The sequence below is a fragment of the Paenibacillus sp. FSL L8-0708 genome (assembly GCF_038009325.1).
GTDB classification, from domain to species: domain Bacteria; phylum Bacillota; class Bacilli; order Paenibacillales; family Paenibacillaceae; genus Paenibacillus_AQ; species Paenibacillus_AQ odorifer.
Window position 1 is genome coordinate 6521683 of the sequence record NZ_JBBPBC010000001.1, and the last position, 24346, is coordinate 6546028.

The 24346-nt window shown below is 44.4% G+C and carries 15 protein-coding genes; 4 read left to right on the top strand and 11 right to left on the bottom strand.

Going from position 1 to position 24346, the window contains the following annotated elements; genetic code table 11:
* Positions 1-251 precede the first annotated feature (251 nt).
* Genes NYE58_RS30625 through NYE58_RS30635 form a run of 3 tightly spaced genes read right to left on the bottom strand, consistent with a single transcriptional unit; the run spans position 252 to position 3161 of the window.
* Entirely contained in the window at positions 252-1121 is an 870-nt protein-coding gene (locus tag NYE58_RS30625; protein WP_076220053.1) for a glycine betaine ABC transporter substrate-binding protein, read from the bottom strand.
* Positions 1122-1134: 13 nt separating this feature from the next.
* Positions 1135-1968, bottom strand: coding sequence for an ABC transporter permease (locus tag NYE58_RS30630; protein ID WP_076099393.1), 834 nt, complete (start codon positions 1966-1968; stop codon positions 1135-1137).
* Complete coding sequence (locus NYE58_RS30635) at positions 1968-3161, bottom strand: quaternary amine ABC transporter ATP-binding protein (protein ID WP_036685362.1); 1194 nt, start codon at positions 3159-3161, stop codon at positions 1968-1970. Before NYE58_RS30635 ends, NYE58_RS30630 begins: the two co-directional genes overlap by 1 nt.
* A 256-nt stretch (positions 3162-3417) precedes the next feature.
* Between NYE58_RS30635 and NYE58_RS30640 the strand changes: the two genes are divergently transcribed.
* Positions 3418-3975: a GbsR/MarR family transcriptional regulator gene (locus NYE58_RS30640; RefSeq protein ID WP_036685364.1), complete on the top strand. Its 558-nt coding sequence runs from the start codon at positions 3418-3420 to the stop codon at positions 3973-3975.
* Positions 3976-4046: 71 nt separating this feature from the next.
* On the opposite strand, the gene NYE58_RS30645 is transcribed toward NYE58_RS30640, so the two are convergent.
* Positions 4047-9176, bottom strand: a complete 5130-nt coding sequence (locus NYE58_RS30645; RefSeq protein ID WP_341003817.1) for a carbohydrate binding domain-containing protein — start codon at positions 9174-9176, stop codon at positions 4047-4049.
* A gap of 306 nt (positions 9177-9482) precedes the next feature.
* On the opposite strand from NYE58_RS30645, the gene NYE58_RS30650 reads away from it, so the two are divergent.
* Positions 9483-10502: a LacI family DNA-binding transcriptional regulator gene (locus NYE58_RS30650; RefSeq protein WP_076128026.1), complete on the top strand. Its 1020-nt coding sequence runs from the start codon at positions 9483-9485 to the stop codon at positions 10500-10502.
* 124 nt (positions 10503-10626) lie between these two features.
* Here NYE58_RS30650 and NYE58_RS30655 read toward each other — a convergent pair whose 3' ends face one another.
* The 3 genes from NYE58_RS30655 to NYE58_RS30665 all read right to left on the bottom strand — a co-directional run bounded on the left by NYE58_RS30655 (position 10627) and on the right by NYE58_RS30665 (position 15155).
* On the bottom strand, positions 10627-11637 hold the full coding sequence (locus tag NYE58_RS30655) for a ketoacyl-ACP synthase III (RefSeq protein WP_076277199.1): 1011 nt from the start codon (positions 11635-11637) through the stop codon (positions 10627-10629).
* A 131-nt stretch (positions 11638-11768) separates the two neighbouring features.
* A complete protein-coding gene (locus tag NYE58_RS30660; RefSeq protein WP_076277198.1) occupies positions 11769-12437 on the bottom strand; it encodes a DUF3153 domain-containing protein in 669 nt (222 codons plus the stop codon).
* 1317 nt (positions 12438-13754) lie between these two features.
* Positions 13755-15155 (bottom strand): MATE family efflux transporter, encoded by a 1401-nt coding sequence (locus NYE58_RS30665; protein ID WP_445671795.1) that lies wholly within the window; start codon positions 15153-15155, stop codon positions 13755-13757.
* 159 nt (positions 15156-15314) lie between these two features.
* Between NYE58_RS30665 and NYE58_RS30670 the strand changes: the two genes are divergently transcribed.
* Positions 15315-16196 (top strand): AraC family transcriptional regulator, encoded by an 882-nt coding sequence (locus NYE58_RS30670; protein ID WP_076220150.1) that lies wholly within the window; start codon positions 15315-15317, stop codon positions 16194-16196.
* 77 nt (positions 16197-16273) lie between these two features.
* Here NYE58_RS30670 and NYE58_RS30675 read toward each other — a convergent pair whose 3' ends face one another.
* The 3 genes from NYE58_RS30675 to NYE58_RS30685 form a co-directional block, all read right to left on the bottom strand.
* Positions 16274-17884 carry an extracellular solute-binding protein gene (locus NYE58_RS30675; RefSeq protein ID WP_341004320.1) on the bottom strand — a complete coding sequence of 537 codons (1611 nt, stop codon included), beginning with the start codon at positions 17882-17884 and terminating at the stop codon, positions 16274-16276.
* A gap of 68 nt (positions 17885-17952) precedes the next feature.
* Positions 17953-18846, bottom strand: a complete 894-nt coding sequence (locus NYE58_RS30680) for a carbohydrate ABC transporter permease (RefSeq protein WP_036685379.1) — start codon at positions 18844-18846, stop codon at positions 17953-17955.
* 11 nt (positions 18847-18857) lie between these two features.
* Entirely contained in the window at positions 18858-19733 is an 876-nt protein-coding gene (locus NYE58_RS30685; protein ID WP_094903677.1) for an ABC transporter permease, read from the bottom strand.
* A gap of 503 nt (positions 19734-20236) precedes the next feature.
* On the opposite strand from NYE58_RS30685, the gene NYE58_RS30690 reads away from it, so the two are divergent.
* Positions 20237-22471, top strand: coding sequence for an AraC family transcriptional regulator (locus NYE58_RS30690; RefSeq protein ID WP_341003819.1), 2235 nt, complete (start codon positions 20237-20239; stop codon positions 22469-22471).
* Positions 22472-22557: 86 nt separating this feature from the next.
* On the opposite strand, the gene gtfA is transcribed toward NYE58_RS30690, so the two are convergent.
* Complete coding sequence (gene gtfA / locus NYE58_RS30695; protein WP_076277193.1) at positions 22558-24000, bottom strand: sucrose phosphorylase; 1443 nt, start codon at positions 23998-24000, stop codon at positions 22558-22560.
* Positions 24001-24346: the final 346 nt, after the last annotated feature.

Here is a 24346-nt window from a genome sequence, read left to right on the forward strand (position 1 = left end):
CCTCCTGATTTACTTTGACAAAGCATAAGTCTAAGTGTGTAAACTAGGTATCCATTCTTATTGAAATATAAGCAGGGTACACTAAGAGCTTGTAATACTTTGCTTATATTCCCAAGAAAAACACCCCTTACGGGGTGTTTTATTGAATGAGCTTGCTTATGAAGTGTAATGTGTAAAGAACAGTAGTTAGCGTACAAGTTACATTTTTGTTTCCATTTATTCTTCACATCATAACACAGTTTTTAATCTACTTACAATTCTATACCTGCAACCCAAGCATTCACTTTATCCGGATTGCTCTCCACCCAAGTTTTAGCGGCTTCTTCTGGTGACTTCCCACCCTGAACCTCGATCATTACTTTGGCCATATCTTCTGCTGTCCATTCGAATTGATCCAGGAATTTGTAGACATTCGGCATGTCATCTTTCAGACCTTGGCGAACCATCGTGTGGATCTGTTCATCCGCACCGTAAACCCCTTTTGGATCTTCCAGATATTTCAGATCCATATTGGCGAACATCCAGTGCGGTGTCCAGCCTGTAACAACGATTGGCTCGTTGTTGTCATAAGCCTTTTGCAGTTCCTGAGCCATCGCTGCGGATGAGCTTTCAAGAAGTGTGTAATCGCTAAGATCATATTCAGCGATAGCTTTTTCTGTGGTTGTCATAATGCCGGCACCTGGCTCAATGCCGATAATGCGATTGTTCAGCTTTGCTGCCATATCACTGTTCTTCAAGTCTTCAATAGAGTTAATATCCATATAGGCAGGAACAGCCAAGCCAACCTTAGTCCCGTTTAGATTTGCACCCAAATCTTCAATTTTTGCACCGTACTTCTCTAAATAAGCCGCATGGGTGCTTGGCAGCCAAGCTGCAACCATTCCATCCGCACTACCGTCTGCAACCCCAGCCCACATTGGACCAGCATCTACCTGCAGCATTTCAACGGTAGCTCCAAGCTTAGTTTCAAGTACTTCCTTTACTACATAAGTACTCGCAATTTCCGAATCCCATGCTACATATGCTAATTTTACCTTCTCTTTACTTGATGAGGAACATCCAGCAATAACAGCAATCATCATAATAACTAACAGGAATAGCCCTATATTTTTCTTCTTCATTTATTTAAAACTCCTATCTTTGTTTTGGTTTTAGTGCGTTCTGTGTCAAACGGTCCAGTAGAATGGCGATAATAACGATCGCAATCCCTGCTTCGAATCCGTCTCCTGTCTTAGCCTGTGATACCGCACGGTATACATAGGCACCCACGCCCTGTGCACCAATCATCGATGAGATAACAACCATTGACAGTGACAACATAATGGTCTGGTTCACACCTGCCATAATTGTTGGTAAAGCGATTGGAAGTTGCAATTTAACCAATTTCTGAGTAGGTGTCGATCCGAAAGCATCTGCTGCCTCCACCAGTTCCTCCGAAACCTGACGAATTCCGAGATTGGTCAAGCGAATCGTTGGCGGAATTGCAAAAATAATCGAAGCAATAACCCCTGGAACTACGCCCAGTGAGAAAAAGGATACCGCTGGCAATAAATATACAAAAGCCGGCATCGTCTGCATAAAGTCCAAAATAGGCGTAACTATATTTCTAACGGTATTTCTCTGCGCACATAAAATACCAATCGGCACACCAATTACTACAGCCAATATCGAGGCGGTTAGAACAAGGGCCAAGGACTGCATAGAAGGTCCCCATAATCCAAGATTATCGATCAGAAGCAACCCAATGACCGCAAATAGTGCCATGCGCCATTTACCGATCCAATAAGACAAAGCTGCAATAAGCACGATAAGTACTAGTGCTGGCAGGAAGGTAAGTGCATTTTCAATGCCAGCCACCATACCACCGATAATCGAATGGATGAAGTCAAACAGGGGCCCACAATAAGTCGTCAGCCAATTTTCCAACCACTCGAGTGCCTTTCCCAAAGGCAGTTTAGGAATGTCCATTATAATCCTCCTTCCGGTACCGCGTTGCCGGCGAGTGCGGAAAGAACGGCTCCTTTAATCACAATACCCTTCAATTTATCCGCTTCATCTACGACGGCTACAGGCAAATGTGTCTCAGATATTAATTCAAAGAAATCATTGAGTAGCGTTTCCGGTTGTACACGTGGGATTTCTCTCCGCGTTACTTCCAGAATAGATTTATTATCATTCAGTGCCTTAAGGGCATCCTCAGCTGTAATAACACCCAGAAGCTTATTTTCCTTGTCCACTACATACAGACTGAATATACCACTGTCACGCATTAATTGAAGCGCTACCCGAGGCCCGCGTTCAGGTCTGACTGTTTCCGGCTGACGCATTACATGAGCTGCAGTCAACACCTTGGACAAGTCCACATCCTCCACGAATCGCTCTACATATTTATTGGCAGGTTGGATGAGGATTTCTTCCGGTGTACCAATTTGCACAATGACTCCGTCCTTCATCAGTGCGATCCGATCTCCAATCCGCAAAGCTTCGTCTAGATCATGAGTGATAAACACGATGGTCTTCTTCACTCTGGCCTGTAATTCCAGCAGCTCTTGCTGCATGTCTTTACGAATAAGCGGATCCAGTGCACTAAATGCCTCATCCATAAGCAGGATATCCGGGTCGTTGGCAAGGCCCCGTGCCAGTCCAACACGCTGCTGCATCCCTCCACTGAGTTGATCAGGACGATGATTCTCCCAACCTTTCAGACCTACCAGATGCAAGGCTTCCGTTGCCAGTTCAGTTCTTTTCTTTTTATCTACGCCCTGAACTTCAAGCCCGTATGCTGCATTCTCCAGTACGCTTCGATGTGGAAATAATGCGAACTTCTGAAACACCATGCCGATGTTCTTCCGTCTGAATTGGCGCAGCTGCTCCGGGTTCATTTTCACAACATCTTTCCCTTTAAAAAGAACTTGCCCCCCTGTAGGCTCAATCAAGCGGTTCAACAAACGAACCAGCGTCGACTTACCGCTGCCGGACAAACCCATAATGACGAATATTTCTCCTTCTTCAATGCTGAATTCGGCTTTGTTGACTCCGACTGTCAACTTCAATTCCTGAGCAATTTTTTCCTTCGACATCCCTTGCTCTAATAAAGGAATCGCGCGTCCCGCATCATGACCGAATACTTTGGTTAGTTGTTTCACCTCTATAATAGCCATGCCGTCCTCCTTCTCCCGAAATGTTATCCGGGTTTAGTTCACTTATAGTAGTTTACCGGACTATTGAAAATTCATGCAAACACCATATACGGATAAAAATTAGTGTACAGTTTTAACTTTACGAACTTTATGTATGGAATACTCTGTTTTACGCCAAATTCCTTTATTCATGAATTCTTTACTTATGGAGGGGGATTTGATTACAATACATTGTATAAGGTTGCAGTCTATCGACCTATTCCTCAGGAGGGACATCATGAACGATTTAGAAGGGCTTACGCCCGAACAAATAGAGAAGATTAGTAAAGCCCGTGAACGTGTGATCGATTCTATCGGCAAAAACATGGATCTGTATGGCATTACCTTGTCTATTGGACATTTATACGGTTATATGTACTTCAATCAAGGTCCAGTGACACTGGATGAGCTCAGCAAAACAATGGGAATGAGTAAAACGTCCATGAGTACGGGAGTCCGTACCCTTCTAGATCTGAAAATGATCGACAAAGTATGGGGGAGAGGGACGCGCAAAGACTTGTTCACCACTGTGCCTGACTGGCATCAGAACTTCAGTGATTACTTCTCTATTAAATGGAGAAAAGCCGTCGAAGGTAATATGATCTCACTAGCGAAATCACTTGCAGAAATTAACGATATGAAAAAAGAGTATAGTGACGATAGTAAACTTATGCAGCTCTTAAATACAGATGAAGAAAAAATAACTGAATCCATTAACTACTACCGCTGGTTGCTGAAACTAATAGAATCTTTTGAGAGTGGCAAAATTTTTGAATTTATCCCTAAAGAAACTTAAATCAAACCCACAAAAAACACACAAAAAACGACAGTGCTCCTGTAAAAGGAAAACACTGCCGTTTTTTTCGTTTACCCTTCGATCAAGCTTACATCATCCAAATAAATTGTACTGCCCGCGCTAATCTCACTATTCGTCTCCGTACTATTCCCATCTATAAGCCCTAGCAAAAACACCAGATGAACACCAGCGTCTGTTGCCCCATTCATGGTAAAAGTGTAGCTGTATTCGTCCATATTCTGGGTCAAGGCTACAAGCTCAGCTTCCATATATTTGGTGTAGTCCCCGCCTTTATGCTCCACAGCTACCTGAATATTGCGGTTTACTGTAGAACGAGCTTTAAACTTCAAGGTGTACGTTTTTCCCTGAACGAGCTTGAGATTTTCGTAATCCACCTGTGCGCTATAAGGGGCTTGCCCGGTACCTGTTAAGTTGATAGCAAATTCCCCCTCTTGAACAGAAGCAGATCCGATTCCGTCAAAATACTGGCTCCAGCCCGTTGCATCTACATCGAAGGTTCCATTATCCAGCGTACCGCTTGGCGGTATTACTGGTGGACCCCCTTGTACCTCCCTGACCACAATATCGTCAAAAGAAATCGTATGCGGCGTATTGTTAGCCGCAGGATCAGCGCCCAGCGTTTTGCCGATCAGATAATTAAGCTTCAGCGGGTTGCTGTTCGACACCGTAAATTGTGCTGTATAAGTAGCCCAATCCGCATGAATATCAAACTTAGCTTGCGCGGAAGCAGCTGAAGTATTGGAGTATTCTAACACAATTTGGCGCGGAACCGTTGATTTTGCTTTGAAGCTCACCTCATATGTTTTTCCGCCCTCCAGTGGAATACCCTCTTGGAAAAATTGTGTATGCCACGCTTCCCATCCGGCCGACGTAATCAGGATTTCAGCTACGCCATCCTTCACATTAAACGCGGAGACGCCACCTTCTCCGGACCATGTAGTCCAGCCCGTCTTATCGCTGCCAAACGAACCATTGATGACTAGATTGTTATCATTAGCTAGAATAGTCTGCGCGACAGTTGCAGTAACATAATGTTCAGCCTCAACAGTAATGGTATAACTTCCTTCTGCCGGAAATACTGCTGCTTCAATTGTGATTTTTCCCGGTTCAATAGTGTACTGCTCTGCATTAAGTGTTGTACCGTTAACCTTTACCGCCATGATTTGATTCCGCCAATTTTCATTATCGATAAAAGTAAGCTCAATCGGCTGCGAAACTCTGTTATTCCTGCTGTCGCTTAGCAGCTCCTGCGGTTTGGCCGGTGCATTTTTGATCTCAAATTTCACATTGTCAATGATAATATCATGGTTTTGAGGAATACTAATCCCCTCAACCTTCCCAAGCAGGAATTTAAGAGACAATGTATCCTTGCTGCCTTGCCGGAATTCGAATCTGTAATGATTCGTCTCCGGCGTTACCTCCACAATATTGCTGAACGAGGCCTGATACGTACCATTTTCTACGTTCACCCCGATTTTGCGGATTACGGTTGAACTGGCATCAAATTCAACCACATAATCCATTCCAGCAGCAGCTTTCAAGTTGTTCTGAAACAACATTACAGAATACGCCTGACTGCCGGTATTCGTAATGCTAAATTTTGCTGTTCCATCTGCAACCGTAGCGCTGCTCTGACCACCCTGCTCTGTCAACAGGCGATCCCAGGCGCTAAACCCAAAGTTAAATTCACCATTAAGGAGCGGGTAATATATTAGCGATGGATCAAAATAGAAGCTAGTACGTATCATCTGGAAGTTATCCAGAACGACTGTATCCGCTGCCCCGTTTAACAAAAATACGAATTGTCCTTCATGATCGGTTGCACCTGCAAGATTGATAAAGGTGGCTTTAATTTTTTGCTCACCTTCGCTTAAGTTAACCGGTTGTTCTGCCTGTACACTGCCGTCTTTTGCTAGTAGTTGGACCGTTCCTGTGCGTGCAGAGGAGACTGAAGCATTGAAGGTAACCTCGTAGTCCTGCCCTTGAATGAGCTGAATTCCCTTCTGAAGTAACCGAACCTCACCATTTTCACTGCCGCCAATCTGCAGCTTTAACTGGCCAGCGTCATTAACGCTTGATTCTACCGTGGCACCACCAGCTGCTTCTGTATGCCAATAACTCATCCGATTGGGTTCCCCAATATCGAAAGTACCATTGTACAGATGATTACCGTTGGCCAGCGGTTCCTTCGCACTATCATGCGGGAATTGAATATTCTCAATCTCTTCTAATCTGACATTACCAAACCATACCGGTGAAGTATTGGTACCCACGTTGAACTCGACGCGTGCAGCAATATCTGAGTTCTCCTTCATTTGAAACATCGTTTCGTAATGCGTCATCGCTGAAGTTAGATCTACCTTAAGCGATGGAGAATACGCTGCAAATCCACGAGATTCTCCACCTGTTAACCGAACGCTCATACTGCGGGACATATCGGTTTTGGCATCGAAGCTGAGTTTATAGAACCTGCCTTTAGCTATAGATACGATAGCTTGGGGTTGAATCGAATAAAAATTCCCGCCCCCACTGCTGATATCTACCTTCACATAATTGCGCTCCCCAATAGGAACGGTAGAAACCGTAGCTTCAGCCCCTGTTTCTTTATAAAGTGCCCAATGTGCGGTATTCGGGATTCCCATACCGCCATCCCCCGGCACCTGCTCCGAATAATTGTTGTTATAGACCATGTTGCCGTCTGCCAGTGCAAGCTTGGAGCCTTCCGGATAGGCTGCCTTCTCCAGTGTAACTGGAACAGGCTCACGGTACTCACGACCTGTCAGCTCGTAGACTCTAACGTAATCAATCTCCATCGATTTTGGAAATACGGTTTCGCTAGTCGGATCACCATCAAAGTTACCGCCTACGGCCAGATTCATCAGCAAGTGGAACTTCTGAATAAACGGCGCTGGATACACATTATTGGCAGGCTGCCCATTGCTGATGCTGTACCAGTCATTTTTGGTCGAATATAATTCACCATCCACATACCAGCGAATTTCGCCCGGCTCCCACTCAATAGAGTACGTATGGAACTGCTCAATCGTAGCGTTATCCGGAAATACATATTCTTTGCCGGAGTATACATTGTTCGGCGCCATACCGCCGTAATGAATCGTCCCCGCTACCGTGTCTGGACGACTGCCCCAGCCTTCCATAATATCAAGCTCACCGGAAGCAGCCCAAGTCCCGTACACATCGTTCTCCGGCAGCATCCAGATCGCCGGCCAGTACCCTTTTCCAGTAGGTGCTTTGGCCCGAATTTCAAATTTCCCATATTTCTTACTAAACAACCCTTTAGTCTTAATCCGTGTAGAAGTATATTGTTTGCCAGCTTTTTCTTCTTTGTGGGCCGTAATGATCAGGTTACCGTCCTGTTCCTTTACATTCTTTTCATCGTTGGTATACCACTGCTTCTCATTGTTTCCCCAACCTGGATTGTTGTATTGCGAACCATCTCCAAGGTCATAGGTCCACTTTGTAGCATCAATCTCTCCATCATTAAACTCATCCCCCCACACCAGTGTCCACGGATCAGTGGTTGGTGTTGGCGTGGCTGTTGGCGTGGCTGTGGGTGTTGGCGTTGGTGTTGGTGTTGGCGTTGGTGTTGGTGTTGGTGTTGGTGTTGGTGTCGGTGTCGGTGTTGGTGTCGGTGTGGCTGTTGGTGTCGGTGTGGCTGTTGGTGTCGGTGTTTCGGTTGGTGTTGGTGTTGGTGTTTCGATTGGCGTAGCAGTTGCCGTAGGTGTCGCCGTTGCTTCAGGTGTGGAGTTTGGTGTCGATATTGGACCTACATTCCCCGAACTGCTTGGCGCTGAGCTTGCTATTGGCAATGTTGTTTTGCCAGTGTTTCCTTTTTTTAATGCTACACCGCCAATCGTTACTCCATCGGCTTTGTTATCTATTGTGGTTACGCTTCCGCTGCCTTGAATTGCTGTACCTCCAGCGCTCGCAGATAGGATTAGTGCCGCCACTTGTGAATTGTTCTCCAATGTTAATTGGGCCGGACTTCCCAGAGTAAGGCTGCCGACAGTTCCAAGGATTCTTAACAAAGAACCGCTGACTGCTGAGTCTGCCGAACGAACCGCTCCAAATTTTCCGCGAAGCGAAATATTGTGAGGAACGACATCCATCTCAACATCCCCAAACCCTGCCCCGGTAAGATCGCTGGTTTCTTCCAAGATTGCCCCAGATAGCAGCCGCACTGTACCCACAGCTGTTGACCCGCTGGCATAAATCCGAACCTTACCATTAGGCTTGGCTACTTGAAGCAGTCCAAGAGAAGTATGGTGTAAGCCGATACTTTGCTCGCCGCCTCCCCGTACAAAAGTAGTCCCAGTTACCTTTACACCTTCAAGCTTTGCATTCCCGTCAGCTATCCCCTCGGTTAGATAAAGATTACCTTGGATGACCGTGTCTTTAAGAATCACATCAGCCCGATTAATGACTACATTGCCCTTTACTGTTCCTAGTGAAGTCTCTCCTGATTTCAGGAGGAGTCCCGAAACCATTCGATCAGCCAACTGAGCTAACTCTGCACGGGTGATCCCACCATCTGGCTTAAACAAACCTCCAGGATATCCTTTTACATAACCTGCACTCGATAGAACAGCTATTGCTTTTGCGGTTTCATCGCTGACTCCGTTCAGATCGGTGAATGCTGCTGTACTGCTTTTGTCTGCATTGAAACGAAACACTTTCTCCAATGCTAACGCCGCCTCAGCGCGCGAAAGTGCTTTTGAAGGATAAATATTGTTCTTCTGATCACTGCTTAAATATCCAGCTGCAATCCCTTTGGCTATATCATTTTTATACCAGTCTGTAGCCTGGACATCAGCGGGAACCTTATCCGATTGCTCCTGATAATTAAATATACGATTCATAATAGCTGCGAATTCTGCCTTCGTGACTTCCTTACCCGGACGAAACGACCCGTCGTCATATCCGCTTATGATCCCATTTGCGCTCCAACGCTGTAATGGGCCTGCGGCCCAATGACTTGGAGATACATCGGTAAACGCTTTCAATCCATTGATTGGTTCATTTTCCACTTTCGTTGCCGCTGAATCAGGTGAGTTTTCCTTTAACGCCTCTGCCGCTGAAGCATTCATGCTCCCAACCGGTGATAGCAGCCCGGTGACAAGGAGCATAGCAGCAAGCGCTGCTGTGAAATTCCTTTTCATCCTAAACATCACTCCTCGAATTTCGTAATATTCGTAATTCAAGCGAAAAATCGAAATCGGTTTCGACAATGCTATTGTTGCTTAGTTTTCTATTTTTGTAAAGATCTAATTTTGAATTTTTTTACATAGATTATTTTGGAATAAATCTGCATAGTGAAATATATATTTGACTTGTTTCGGCAATAATAATAGACTGAAAATAATTGAATTTTCATTCACCCTATTCATAATAACTCGCAAATAACCGCTCTAGAACAGTCTTTTTCTCAAATTTCAACTATTCAGCGGAGGGTGGCTTTATTAACTATGAATATCAAAATGATTGCCGAAATGGCCGGCGTTTCTGTCTCGACTGTTTCGAAAATTATGAACAATTACAGTGATGTTTCCGAAAAAACCAAGCAAAGAGTTTTGGAGATCATCGAACAAACCGGATATTCACCTTCCAACTCCGCCAAGACACTCGCAACTAAGAAGTCGAATCTGATCGGGGTTATTTTTGCTGGCGAGCTTAATGTCGAATTTACCCATCCCTTTTTCGTAGAAGTGCTAAATTCCTTTAAGAAGCAGATGGGCGTTCTGGGCTACGATCTCATTTTCTTTTCCAACGAGAAATTCATCAGCAGCGGCGATTATTTCGCTCGATCTGTTCATTTCAATGTGGATGGATGTGTCATTATTTCCGGGCAAAAGATGGAGCCTACCATCCGCGATCTGGATATGAGCAGTATTCCTTGTATCGGAGTCGACCTCGAGCTAAAGGGGAAAAAATCCGGCTTTGTGATGTCAGATAACTTTCAGGTTTCTTCCAAGGTCGTGGAGCATTTTTATCTACTTGGCTACAGAGAGCTTGGATTTATCGGAAGTGCAGCGGATTCAGATATTTCTAACCTGCGGGAATCCGGATATGTCAAAGCTATTGAAAGTTTTGGCCTCACTTTGAACCGTCAGTGGTTTGTTCATGGCGACGATTTCTTTGAGCCCAGCGGTTATACGGCTATGCAGCAATTAATTCAAGCCGGAAATTTACCAAAAGCCATTTTTGCGGCTTCTGATTTGCTGGCTCTGGGAGCCATCCGGGCTTTGAAAGAACACGGCCTCAGCGTTCCTGAAGATATTGCCATTATCGGTTGTGACGACATTGAAGCCTGTAAATATACCAGTCCAAAACTGTCGACCATCCGCCAGAACAAAGAACGGCTTGGCATCCTCGCTGCCCATATGCTCTATGACTTGATTAACAATCAGTCTGGCGGTGGATCGTTTGTAGTGGAGCCTGTGCTTATTGTACGTGAATCCTGTGGCAGTCAATTAAATACTCAGTAATCAACAAAAAAAAGACAACAGCCAATGTAAGCGGGTTTCCGCAAACAGCGTTGTCTTTTTATTGATTAACCGAAACGTTTCGTTATAAACATTCATTGGACATTAACTCGCCAAATTCCACCTCTTAATATGGAGTAGGTATCCCTACCTGATGATCCAAATTCAACTCAATCAATTGTCCAGCCTGGGTCAATCCGGCACCAAAACCATACATCAGGATCTTTTGTCCATTTTGTACTTTACCCTCGCAGATGCCCAAATCGAGTGCTAAAGGAATCGTGGCAGCAGAAGTATTGCCGAAATTCACAAGACTGTGCAGCACCTGCTCCAGCGGATAATTTAATCGCTCACAAATTGGCTCAATCATGCGCATATTAGCGCTGTGTGGAATAAACCAGTCTACTTCCTCCAGAGTTACCTCCGCTTTTTCAAGCAGTTGTTGCACACCTAAAGGAACCGTTCTGACCGCCCAGCGAAACACTTCACGTCCGTTCTGTACCAGCATTTGTGTATCTACCAGCTCAATATTGTTTACAGTATGGGCAAGCCCCGTACGGTAAACATGATGTGCCCCACCGCCATCACTTGCCAGCTGGAAGCCTAAAAATCCCGTCGACTGCTCATCACTTTCCACAAGTACAGCTCCCGCTCCATCCCCAAAAAGAATACATGTACTGCGGTCAGTATAATCCGTAATCTTGGAGATCGTATCCGCACCAATAACCAGTACCTTGCGATGCATTCCTGAAGCCACATAACTGTGAGCAGTATGCAGTGCATAGACAAAACCCGCGCATGCTGCACTCAAATCCATAGCACCAGCAGTCTGTGGAATGTTAAAACGATTTTGAATCAAAGAAGCTACTGAGGGAAAGGAAAAGTCAGGTGTGCTCGTAGCTACCAGGACCATATCGACATCCTGAACGCTTTTTCCATAACGAGTCATAAGATCCTGCACAGCTGCTGCACATAAATCACTTGTATACTCATCCTGCCGACTAATTCGGCGCTCACGGATTCCGGTCCGTTGCACAATCCATTCATTATTTGTATCTACGATCTGTTCCAGATCGGCATTAGTCAGTCTTTTAGCTGGGACATAGGTTCCGATAGCGGTAATTTTTGCACCTTTCATTCCAATCACCTCTTCAATTAGTATCTGATACTAGTACTTGGTACTAATTATAACTCTGTGCCTGCTAAAAAGTAAAGAAGGCCGGTAAAGCATCCTAGCTTCCCGGCACTTCCTAAACCTTACGAACCCACTTAGAACCGTTTTCTATTACGCTGCTTTCTTTTTCTGATAAACAATATAATCGCAGTTACAATAACCACCACTAAAATGATAAGCACAATCACGATATTCCATACATTAGGCACATAAACCTGCATTTGAATTGGCTCTGTATCCGCTAGTGTAACATTCCAAGTAAGGGTTCTGCCGTCTTCTACATTTGCATTATTGTCTCCATATAAATCCACAGGTAACGTTAATTTAAAGTCAAAAGCCATGTTTTGCAAAAACGCCCGAATAATCGGCTTCGATAAGCTGAGCGATCCCATATTATCCATTATGGTGTCTATGTAACTATTTAATTTAGGCTTCGCCTCAACATCATATTTGGTATAAAACCAATAATCTTTGGTATCTAATTTCAGGTCCACAATATCCAAGTCACCAGAGAGTGCTTTCATTTCCTCAAAAGAGGCATAAGATTTCATGAATTCATAGACTGTAGATTTTCCATCTTGGCTTTTCTCTAGCTCAATCCCCTGATCTTTAAGTTTGTTTACCAGAGCATCTTCCATTTTTCCGCTAATCAACGCTTCTGCCCGCGAATTCACTTTCATATTCACTGCAAAATCTACGCTTCCATTCTTATTCACTGTGACATGCGCTGTTCCTTTAGAACAGCCTGATAATAGTACAAGCATTAAGAGCAGCCCTAGTAACGAAAACCCTCTCCATTTTGACAACAACATTTCCCTCAAACCCTTCACTAACATGTATTTATATAACGGCTACCCATTCTATAAAGGCTACCTCATTTATATCATAGAATCAAACTCTATATGAATGAATAATCAAATTTGAGGACCGTCAAACTTAAACTTTATACGCGCATAAAAAAGAGGCCCTCACAGAAGTAATCATTTCTACTCATGAGGTAACCTCTTTCAAAAAAACATCAGCAAATTTGATGTTACTTGGAGTGCTAGTTGTCACTTGGGTGCACGGTGTTACTTGGACTTTCAAAGTCGCTTTCGGACTCCAGAGTCGCTATTTGCGCAAATACTGCTCTTTTGAACAACTATCGGACTCCAGAGTCACTATTGCCGCAAAATCACCCCATTATGAGCCATTTTACGAGGGATAGCGCCTCTCCAGTCCGAAACTACCCGCAAAAGGCTCTAAATTAGCAAATAGCGGCAGCTGAGTCCGAAAGCACAACGCCAGACCTCCCGTAACCGCCCTACTGCCCCTAAACTAATCAATTTTTAAGCCACAGAGTTGCTCTATGTTACTTGAAGTGCTCGATGTTACTCGGGATGATCAAAGTTACTTGAAGTGCTCGACGTTACTCGGGATGTTCAAAGTTACTTGAAGTGCTCGACGTTACTCGGGATGATCAAAGTTACTTGAAGTGCTCGACGTTACTCGGGATGATCAAAGTTACTTGAAGTGCTCGACGCTACTCGGGATGATCAAAGTTACTTGAAGTGCTCGACGTTACTCGGGATGATCAAAGTTACTTGAAGTGCTCGACGTTACTCGGGATGCTTAATGTTACTTGAAGTGCTCGTTGTCGCTTGGGTGCACGGTGTTACTTGGGCTTTCAAAGTCGCTTTCGGACTCCAGAGCCGTTATTTCCGCACAAACGTCTCTTTTCATAAGCTATCGGACTCCAGTGTCACTATTGCCTCAAAATTACCCCTACATGAGCCATTTCACGAGGAATAGCGCCCCTCCAGTCCGAAACTAACCGGAAAAGGCTCTAAATTAGCAAATAGCGGCAGTTGAGTCCGAAAGCACAACGCCAGACCTCCCGTAACCGCCCTACCTACCGCCTGCCCGCAACCGCTCTACTGCCTCCCGCAACCGCCTTACTACCGCCTCCCGCAATGGCCCTACTATCGCACTACTGCAGCACTACTACCACCCTACTGCCGAAACAAAAACACTACTCCACAAACAACGTCCTACTCTAAAACCACTCCATTGCCCATCAAGCTGGACTTATAGAGTCCCGCTTATGTGGTTAACGAGGCGTTTCTTTTCCCCGCTCCATGTAGTGAAGCATTCTCTTCACTCAAGCCGGTGTCCGCTTGGCGGAGAACCTTTCGCCCCCTCCAGCGCGCCAAAACAAGCAAACCTCTCACCAATTCGTCGGCTATCATACAACAATAGATACCTATGAGTCCCCAGCCGAAGCTGATTCCTAACCAATAGGAGCAGCCCACGCCAATGAGGGACATAGACACGATGGAAGTATACATCGTATAACGCGTATCCCCGATGGCATTCAGCGCGTTGCCGAGGGCCATATTCAGCATTTTGGAGGGCTGGAGCAATAGATTTAGAGCTAACAAAGAAACCCCGATCGCAATAATTTTCGGATCAGATGTGAAATAAGCGAGCAGCTGTTTTCCGAACAGGAATAGTAACAGCATGTTAGCTGACACAATGCTCAAACCAATGAAGAGTGTACGATATGCACTGCGGTAAGCTTCTTTCAGTTTGCCTGCTCCGAATAAATGAGCAATCTGTATCTGACCCGCCAGCGCAAAAGCATAACCAAGCGTGAAGCAAAAGGACTCCAGGGTGTTAAGATACGTGCGTGCTGCTAACGCTTCGGCTCCAAGTGCAGCCAGAAAGGAATACACAATAAGCTGGGAGAATACCCAACAGGAAGAATTGATCCCGAGAGGCCAGGCAATCTTCAGAATTTGCTTGAACAGCTTGCCATTGAATATACGGAAATCTCTAAGTCTAACCTTGATCTCGAAAGAACGCCGGAATAAGGAGTAGAGAATAATCACTCCGACCAGTCTACTGACAATACTGGAGATCGCGATGCCCGCAAGGCCTAGCTGTGGCAGTCCGAATACACCAAATATAAAAATATAGTTCAGAATTATATGGATGACATTGATTATAATCCCTGTGTACATCGGCCCTTTGGTATTCCCTGTGTTCCGGATAGCGGTACCGAGGGAAGCAATCATTCCGACCATAAAAAGTCCACCGCCGACGTAGGAGATATAGACATTGGAAAGTGACAATAGCTCAGGTGCTATATTTAGAACCCCACCAATAGGGCCCGCATAGAAAAACAATACAATACTCACGACAATCCCCAACACGAGGCTAACCGTTACCCCCATAATAGCAATCGTGCGCGCTTCACCAAAACGTTTGGAGCCCATTCTCTGTGCGATCAGAATCCCCGCTCCACCCGCAAATGTTGTAAAAAGTGTGGTCAATGCACCGAACAATTGATTGGAAATGCCGACTACGGCGACTGCATCATCAGAGATACGGCTGACCATTAATGTATCTACCGTACCCAGCAGAGTCTGTAGAAATACCTCTATAAATATAGGCCAAGCCAATACCCAGAGTCCAAAACCCTGTCTTTCTTTTTTCACTATACAAACCCTCCTCGTAAACCATGCCTACAGACTCAGCCTAAAAAATAACATCTTTATTCATTAGGTCAGACTAAATTATAGATGATATACTTTGGATGATGGTACAGATTTCAAACCAATTATTACATTATTCCAACCTCACTAAAAGGAGCTTCTGACATGAACATCTTGAACTTCACCGTTCCTCCGTTGCTGTACTACATTGTAAGCGGATTCCATACTTTCTCCCCCGGCCATTATCATATGAGCCGCCATAATACCCGGGTGTTCGATTTGCTTGTAGTTAAACAAGGCTGTTTATATATGAGTGAAGGCGGTCTCCCTTTTCAAGTAAAAGCAGGTCAGGCGCTCTTACTTCGTCCAGACAGCCATCATTTCAGTACGGATAGCTGCAAGGAATCCACCTCTTATTATTGGCTGCATTTTCAAACGGTGGGCGACTGGAATATGACCGAGGATACGACTGCTACGTTTGAGAAAGACAACGTCAAAATAGAGAACTCCCTGCAATCTGACGAATTTGATATCCGGCCGTTTAGCTTACGCTTGCCTCAATATACAACTCTGCTGCAGCCGTCCAAGATGGAAGAGCTGCTCTCACAGCTGAATCAGCTTGTGCCTAATTCCCATTTAAGCGATACTCCATTTCAGCAGCAGCTGTTGTTTCAGGAGGTTATTCAGCAGTTATCCGCCTCCCTCAGCCATGAGCGCCCCTCACCCTCCAAAATATGTGCAGAGCAAGCGGCCTCCTATTTACGCAGCCATTTTCGTGAGCATATCACTGCGCAGCAGCTCGGGGAAAGTCTAAGCTTTCACCCTGTATATATCGCTCGTTGCATGAAGAAGGAATACGGCTGTGCGCCGATGGAATATCTGCTGCATTATCGGATTCAGCAAAGTAAACTTTTGCTGATGCAGACCAGCTACACAATTGCCCGTATAGCCGAGGAAGTTGGCTTCAATCAGGCGCCTTACTTCAGCTCCAGCTTTATTCGAATAGAAGGAACCACTCCACGGGAATTCCGTCAACGTTTCTCGTAAATCTGAGTACGTTAAAGAACACAAAAAAAGGGATGCTCCCTGCCATTAGGCTTAAGGAACCTCCCTTGCTACTTTTATTATTTCAAACCCTTCTCCTGCACATAAGCATCCCATTGCTTGATATATTCGGTCTGGATTTTCTCAAGACCGGCTTGCTTAGCCTTTTCCATAAAGGTGGCTAAACCCGCATCAACATCCTCTACTAATCCAGCTTGCAATGGATACAGGTATTGCTTTTCCACCTGCTCTAGTGCTGCTTTTTCCGCCTGATAAGAGGTATAATCCTCAGCAAAACCGGTGAAAATATCCGGCTTCTGAATTTTGTCGAGCTCAGCGAAAATTTCCTTCACGCCATCATAGGATTTATCAAATAGCATGAGCTCCGGATTCCGCCAGGCCCAGCCATTCATTCCCTCGCGTGTAAAACCGTTCGTTGAAGCATCTCCAATAAGTTCATAGTAGCCGTTCGCATCAATTCTATAGTTCTTTCCTTCCACACCGTATTGTGTCAGCTGATTATAACGTTTATCCATGACCATTTTTTCATAGAAGGCCAGTGCACGTTCAGGGTTCTTGCTGCTCTTCGGAATGGCGAAACCATTATGAATAGGATGAACTGGTGTTGCATAACCAATGGTATTGCCATAAGGATAGTAACCTAGATCCCAATCCGGATGTGCTGCTTTCACCTTCATCAACGTATCGTTGAAGCGAGTCGGATTATCTCCGAAGATGCTTGCTGCCTTGCCCGCGATAATCGGAGCCTGGATGGTATCCTTCAAGTTCAGGACGTTTTTGGAAATCAATCCGTTTTCCTGCCAGCGTCTCATCGTCAGCAGCTCTTCTTTATGTTCCTCCGAGCCCCAATACAGATAAGCTTTTGAAGGATCATCGTACTTAATACCAATACCATAAGGCAGCGGACTGCCGACCTGTGCGGTAAGTGTTGAATATACATCATGAATGTTACCTCTAACATCACTGTTAAAAGAAGCAGGTGACATCTGCGGTTCATTTTTCTTGATTCCTTCCATGTATGCTTCATAGCTAGCTAGATCTGTCGGCTGAGGCAGATTGTATTTCTTGCGCAGATCCTCACGCCATACGAAGCCGTTCGTTACATACTCCTTATAAGTCGCTGGAACGGTGTAAATCTTGCCATCAATCTTCACAGCATCCCACATTTCCTGTGGTACGAATTGCTGGAGCTCTGGGGCAGCTTTCGGCAGCAGATCATCTATAGCTAAAAAAGCTCCCTTTTTCGCATAAGCCTGATATTGTGTCCAGTCCGCAGTGAAGATCAGATCGATTGATTGACCCGACGACAGCAGCAGCTTATATTTCTGATCCCAATCTGTCCAGGTTGTATAGTTGAATTTAACGGTTGCATTCAGATCCTTTTCGGCCATTTTGTTAATTTCCGCTTCAATGCTTGAGAGGTCCTTCGGCGCATCGCCTAGCATGTAGAATTGCAGCTCGACCTTTTTGGAAGTGTCCAGTCCGGTCTTCTCCTCCGTCCCTGCGTTCGTACTTTGTGCTGTGTTTCCTCCGCTATTGCTCTCTTTTACCGCCGCATTGTCTCCGTTTGCAGAATTAGAATTCCCCCCGCAGCCTGCCAGCAGCGTCAAGCCCAATACTGACGTAAGCAGAATAGACATGCGTTTGCCCCGTTGTTTATTCATCTGAATCCTCCCTTTTCACTATGCTTCTATGTTAGCCGACTGTACCTTAACCCGGTAGTGGGCAGGTTGCGGTTCTAACCTTTTACAGCGCCGATGGTTAGGCCTTTGACAAAATAACGCTGAACGAACGGGTACAGAAAAAGAATAGGTCCCGTCACGACAATTGCCATCGCCATTTTGGTAGACTCAGCAGGGACCTCCGTAGCCAGTGACACCCCGGTTCCCGCCCCCATCTGTGCGATAAACTGTGCTGAATTGATAACATTGTACAGATAGAACTGCAGCTGATATTTATGCGTATCATTGATGAACAGTGAAGAGGTGAACCAGTCATTCCAGTAATACAAAGCCAGAAACAAACCGACTGTAGCGATGCCCGGCATGGAAAGCTTGAGTACAATCTGCCAGTAAATCCGGAAATCACCGGCCCCGTCTATTTTGCCAGAATCGAACAATTCCTCAGGAACTGCTGATTTGATGAAGTTTTTCATTAAAATGATCAAAAATGGCGTCATCAGACCTGGAAGCACCAGTACCGCATAGGAATCCAGCAGACCGAGGTATTTCGTAATCATGATGTACCACGGGACAAGTCCTCCCCCAAACAAAGTCGTAAAATATATATAGAAGGAAAAGCTATTTCGATATTTGAAATCTTTACGCGCCAGTACATAACCCGCCATAGTCATGAAAAATAGTCCCATTACCGTTCCAATCGCAGTTGTGCTGACTGTGACCGCATATGCCCGCAGCACCTCATCCGGGAAGATGAATACCGTCTTGTAGCCCTCCAGTGAGAACTGTGCCGGAATCAGATGATAGCCATCGCGAATAATGGACTCATTGCTGGTCAAAGACGCAGAGATAATTAGCAAAAAGGGCAGCAGGCAAGCGATCGACAGGCCAATAATGACCACATAGGCAATCCAATGAAGCATTCGCGTATATTTATCCTTTTGAATTTTCATTTCTTATCCTCCTAGAACAGGGCGTAGTCATCGTTTATTTTGCGGATAATGTAGTTGACCGTCATAATGAGGACGAAGCCGAACAAGGATTGATAGACCCCGGCAGCCGTTGCCATGCCCACATCAAAGGTTACTTTAAGCGAACGGTATACATAGGTATCAAGGATATCCGTCGTATTGTAGAGCAGCCCGTTATTGCCTATTAATTGATAGAAAAGATCGAATTGGCCCTTCATAATACTCCCGAGCGCAAAGAGCAGCAGCACCACAAAGGTTGATTTCAGCATCGGCACCGTTATATACCAAATCCGCTGGAAAATATTAGCGCCATCAATTTTGGCCGCTTCATAATATTCGTCACTAATCCCCGTAATCGCCGCCAGATAAATCACCATGCTGTAGCCAAGATTTTTCCATAGATAAAAGATAATGATCAGAAAGATCCATGCCCAAGGTTTACTGTAAACGTCGACCGGATCAAGGCCAAATTGGGTAAGCATTGTATTTAAGAAACCGCTGTCATAATTAAACAAGTTGTAGACAATTACGCTGAGAATTACAAAAGATACGAAGTAAGGCAGAAACATTACCGATTGGCTAATCTTTTTAAACCATTTTCCATTGAGCTCACTCAGCAGGATCGCACAGACAATTGCCAGCACATTTCCCAGTACAATAAAAGCAATATTGTATCCTATCGTGTTCATCGTGAGCTTCACCAGCGTACCGGATCTCCAGAGGAACTCGAAATTCTGTAATCCCACAAACTTGGAGTTGAACATGCTGCTGTTGAAGTCGAATTGAGTGAACGCATAATAGATGCCTACCATTGGAAAATAGGAATTCACCAGAAAAAAGATCAAGGTGGGCAGCAGCATCAGAAACATTACCCGATTGTGCACCAGCTCATACAACAATCCTTTCTTCTTTCTTGTCGTTCGTAAGCGTGCTCTACCATCAGCCTGGATGCCAAGTTCGACGTTTGAAATTCCTTTGGATGAGGTTTGGCTCAAGATCTCTCACTCCCCTTAATATAGAAACTGCATAATTCCACTATAGGGGGATTCTTCTGAACACAGAAGTGAAGCTTACAAGCCTTACTGCACAAACTGGCGAAACAGGAACTGAACAATCAGGATGTTTATGTAAAAGTCTTCGGAGACCCACTGAGCTTCTCAAGCTTCGCTAACTCCTTATAATCCTTGTAGAAAAGACCGTTTTGTACACGAATATTTAATTTGTTCACTCCCTTCAGATTGGAAAAATGCAGGATTCTAAGGTTGCTCCACTGTTCTGTTCACTCTTGGGGACTTATAATAAAGGAAATTCATAATATGAATTCATCCAGAGTCTTGTCCGAATAAGTCATATGATGATCAGGGGGGACGGTATGAAGAATAATGATCTACGGAGAAAAAGACTACTGTATGGCAAGCTGCTCACCACCATAACCCTGTGCATATCGTTAACCCTTCTTATCTCTACTTTTGTTTACTATACGTACTACATCGGCGTCGAGAAGACGCAAACCTTTCGCTCCGATCTAAGGGATCTGACCCAGACTGGCAAAAAAGTGGTCAACATGGCTGAAGTCGCGCAAACGCTTTCATTTCAATTGTATCGAACCAGCACGATTTCTCATCTGTTGTTCTACAACAAGCCCTCTATTTATGAGGTAACCGCGGCGATGTCCGATCTCGGAAACTACTTAAATTCCATGCCTTATATTGAATCCATCTATGTATATAATCCGAATAATGACACGGTTTATATTTCGGCAGCACAGGGCCAGAATGGCGTATTCACCACCCGCGAACTGGTGGACACTGAAATTATTCAGATGCTGAATCATTATCAGGATTACAAAACATTTACGCCGATTCCGCGAACCTATTCCATAGATGAACCTGAGAAAAAAACCATCTCAGTCTATACTTACCTTTGCTATGATGCGATCAATTGGGACCGCTCTATTAACTCTGCGGTTATTGTTAACATATCCGCGGCTTGGATCAATAAAGAACTGGCTAACGGCAATACACCCGGTAGTGGCAGTACCTACATTTTGGATGACCAAGGCCGTTTTCTGTCGGGGAATAAGCTGACATTGGAGAAGCTCTCCGGGGATGAAAACAGTTGGCTGGAGCATCAAGTAAAAGCACGTTCTGCCGGCTATTTTACTGCCCCTTTTAGAGGGAATAAATCACTGGTGTCCTATACTTCGCCCGATTCGCTTGGCTGGCAATATGTGCGCATTACTCCTTATGAGGTAATTACTGAACAGACCAATCATATCCGCAATACTACGCTTCTGATTTCTTTAATTATTTTATTGTTCGGTCTTGTTATTTCTAGGGTACTGTCCAAACGGCTTTATCTGCCGATTGATTCGATCGTAAGCCGAATGAACACCCTTGAGGCAGATAAACGTAACAGTATGTTTACGATCAGGCAGAACTCATTACGCAATCTGGTGCTTGGCATTAAATCTCCTCATAACAGCCGGCAAAATGATGTTCAACAACTGGGTATTTCTTTTAATTTAAACGAGGGCTACCGGCTAGTATTACTACGCATTGATGAGTACGAAGCTCTGCGAAAGGAACGAGGCTCTTATCTCCTTCCGTACAAGTTTGCCATCATGAATATTGCCTCAGAGATCTGTGGACAGACTTATCAGGTGGAAACTGTAGATATGAATGACGATAGTGTGGTCATGTTGCTTAGCAGCATGACCTCCACTGAGCATCTGGATACCGAGCTGATTGAAGTGCTGCTGCGGCAGATCCGTGTGGCCTGTTGTGATTATTTAAAAATCGGACTGTCGTTAGTGTACAGCCCTATCAGTGATAATCCAGATGTACTAAACCGGCTGTACAGTCAGGCCAGAGAAGCTTCCAAACATAGACTGTTTTATGGTCATGGCAGCCTGATCAATGCTGAGCGCATTAGCGAGCTTCAGAACAATCTTTACTCCTACCCGGTTGACAGCGAAAAAAAGCTGGTCGATGCGCTCACAAGTGGCAGAACAGACGAAGCCCGCAGTCACTTCTCCGAAATGGTACGTCAAATGGAGCAATATCCCTATCATGTGCTGGAACTTACTGTTTCAAGGGTGACGCTAACGATTAAACGAATTGTCGATAACATCAAGAAGCTTAGTCCTACCCCCACCGAAGGGATAATGGTGATGCCTTCGCTTGAACATTATGAAACAATAGAAGAATTTGAGGCAGCTTTTTACCAGCTTTTTGATCATATTCAGGAATTCCAAGCGGATAAGCGCAGCTCCAAGCAAAGCGATCTAATCCGGCAAATCAACCAAACCATTCAGCAATCTTACATGGACCCTTGCTTGAGTCTGAACCAAATTGCCGATGAACTTAATATGTCTCCAATCTATGTCAGCAGACTTTATAAGCAGCAGACCCTAACCACTATTGTGGATGTCATCATGGAGGTACGGATGAAGGAAGTATGCCGCCTGCTTGTAGAGAGTGATTTATCGGTATCGGATATTGCTGAAGTAACTGGCTTCACTAGCAGTTCTTATCTCCACCGGATGTTCAAACGCAACTTCAGCCTTACACCAATAGAATTCAGACGAGCCAAAAACAGTTCATAACATGAATCACCTATACTCCAAAACGAAGGGTGCTCCAGCAGCCATTGACCCAGCCTTTGGAACACCCTTCGATAACATATGAAATATTAAAATAACTTCGTAATATTTGCTTCATTCTCACCTGCAACAATGGTGTATTCTTTGGTCATCAGATTAGCTTCAAGCTTCGCTACACTGTTCTCATTTTTCCAAGTGATGTTCAGCTCATTCTCACTACCTTGTACAATCTTGATCTCACCATTAAAAGCTGGACAGCTATTTCTGAATTTCAACAATGCGAACAGCTTTTGAACAACAGGACGTTGTACCTCAGCAGCAATTTCATCTTTAGAATAATAATGGCGGTTAATATTGCGCCCTTCTTTTGTGCTTTCGAGCAGTTCAATATCATTCTCGCCAGCGAATAGACCTACATAATAAATCTGCGGAATACCAGGGGCGAAGCACTGAATAGCTCTGGCCAAAAGATACGCCTGATCATCATTGCCAAGTGCAGAATAATAAGTGCAGTTAATTTGATAAATATCCAGATTATTATAAGCGGCGGAGCTGTATTTTTTCTTAACATTTGCTCCTTGGCTATATAGGCTTTCTCTGGTCATTTCAGCTTCTTCGTCGGTCATCAGATCCTTAACATCCACCACACCGATGCCGTCATGCGTATCCAGGGTAGTGAATTGTTTTCTCGGACAGATTTCCAGCCAATGCGCAAGCCGATTTACTTGTCCACTGTATAGAGCATGTAATACCAACATTGGCAGGGCAAAATCATAGACATAATAATCCTTGTCTGCAATCTTCAATTGAATGCTGTAATGCTCATGGATTTCCGGAAGAACAGTTACGCCATAAGGCTCCACTACTTCTTTAGACAAATTTAACATTTCCCAAATATCCGGTTCTACGAAAAAGCAGCTGGTACCCATCTTTTTGTTGGCATAGGCAAAAGCGTCCAGCCGGATAATCGATGCTCCTTTATCAGCAAGGAAGGTCAGATTGTCTTTCACGAATTTCTTCGTGGTTTCGGTAGTCACGTCCAGATCGATCTGCTGCTCATCAAACGTACACCAAACCTTTTCCTTCGTCCCATCTTTAAAAGTAACCTCTACGTATGGCGCCCGCGGTTTACGTTTATAAATTAAATCCACATCAACCTCAGTTGGTTCACCGTTAGGCCAGAAATCCTTGTAACGAATAAATAAATCCTTGTATTGCGATTCATCCTTCTTCTCAAGGAAATCTTGAAAGTATGGAGACTGCTGTGAAATGTGATTGATCATGAAATCATACATCATGTAGAACTTCTCGCTCATCTCTTTGATTTCCGCCCAGTCGCCAAAAGCCGAATCAACCTTCGTATAATCCATCGGAGCAAATCCCCGGTCGCCCGAAGAGGGGTAAAACGGCAATAAATGAACCCCACCCACGACTCCTTGCAAGTGTGTATCCAGTACTTCGTTTAGTTCTTTTAAATTGTTTCCCATGCTATCTGCGTAAGTGATAAGCATAGCTTCATTTTTAATCTGCATATTGGCGTTCTCCTTCTATTTCAATTTATACACTCTTGCTTCATAAGGTCTGAGAAATCATCAAACTAATGCAACTTATGAAAGCGTTATCCTAACAATCTTGTTCCTCCCTAGATGAAGGTTTATTCAAAACCAATTTTATAGACGCGCATATAATATGTCAAACGTTTTCATATAATTAAATCAATAAAAAAAGCTATAATTATTAGAATTTAATATTATGTCCATATATTTGTGGTAACGTATAACATACCTATTATAACTATCAGAAACTATCTATGCTTTTACAATTGTTAGTCTCGATTAGTGTCAACAATCCAAGAAAGTTGTAGAATATAGATTAGAG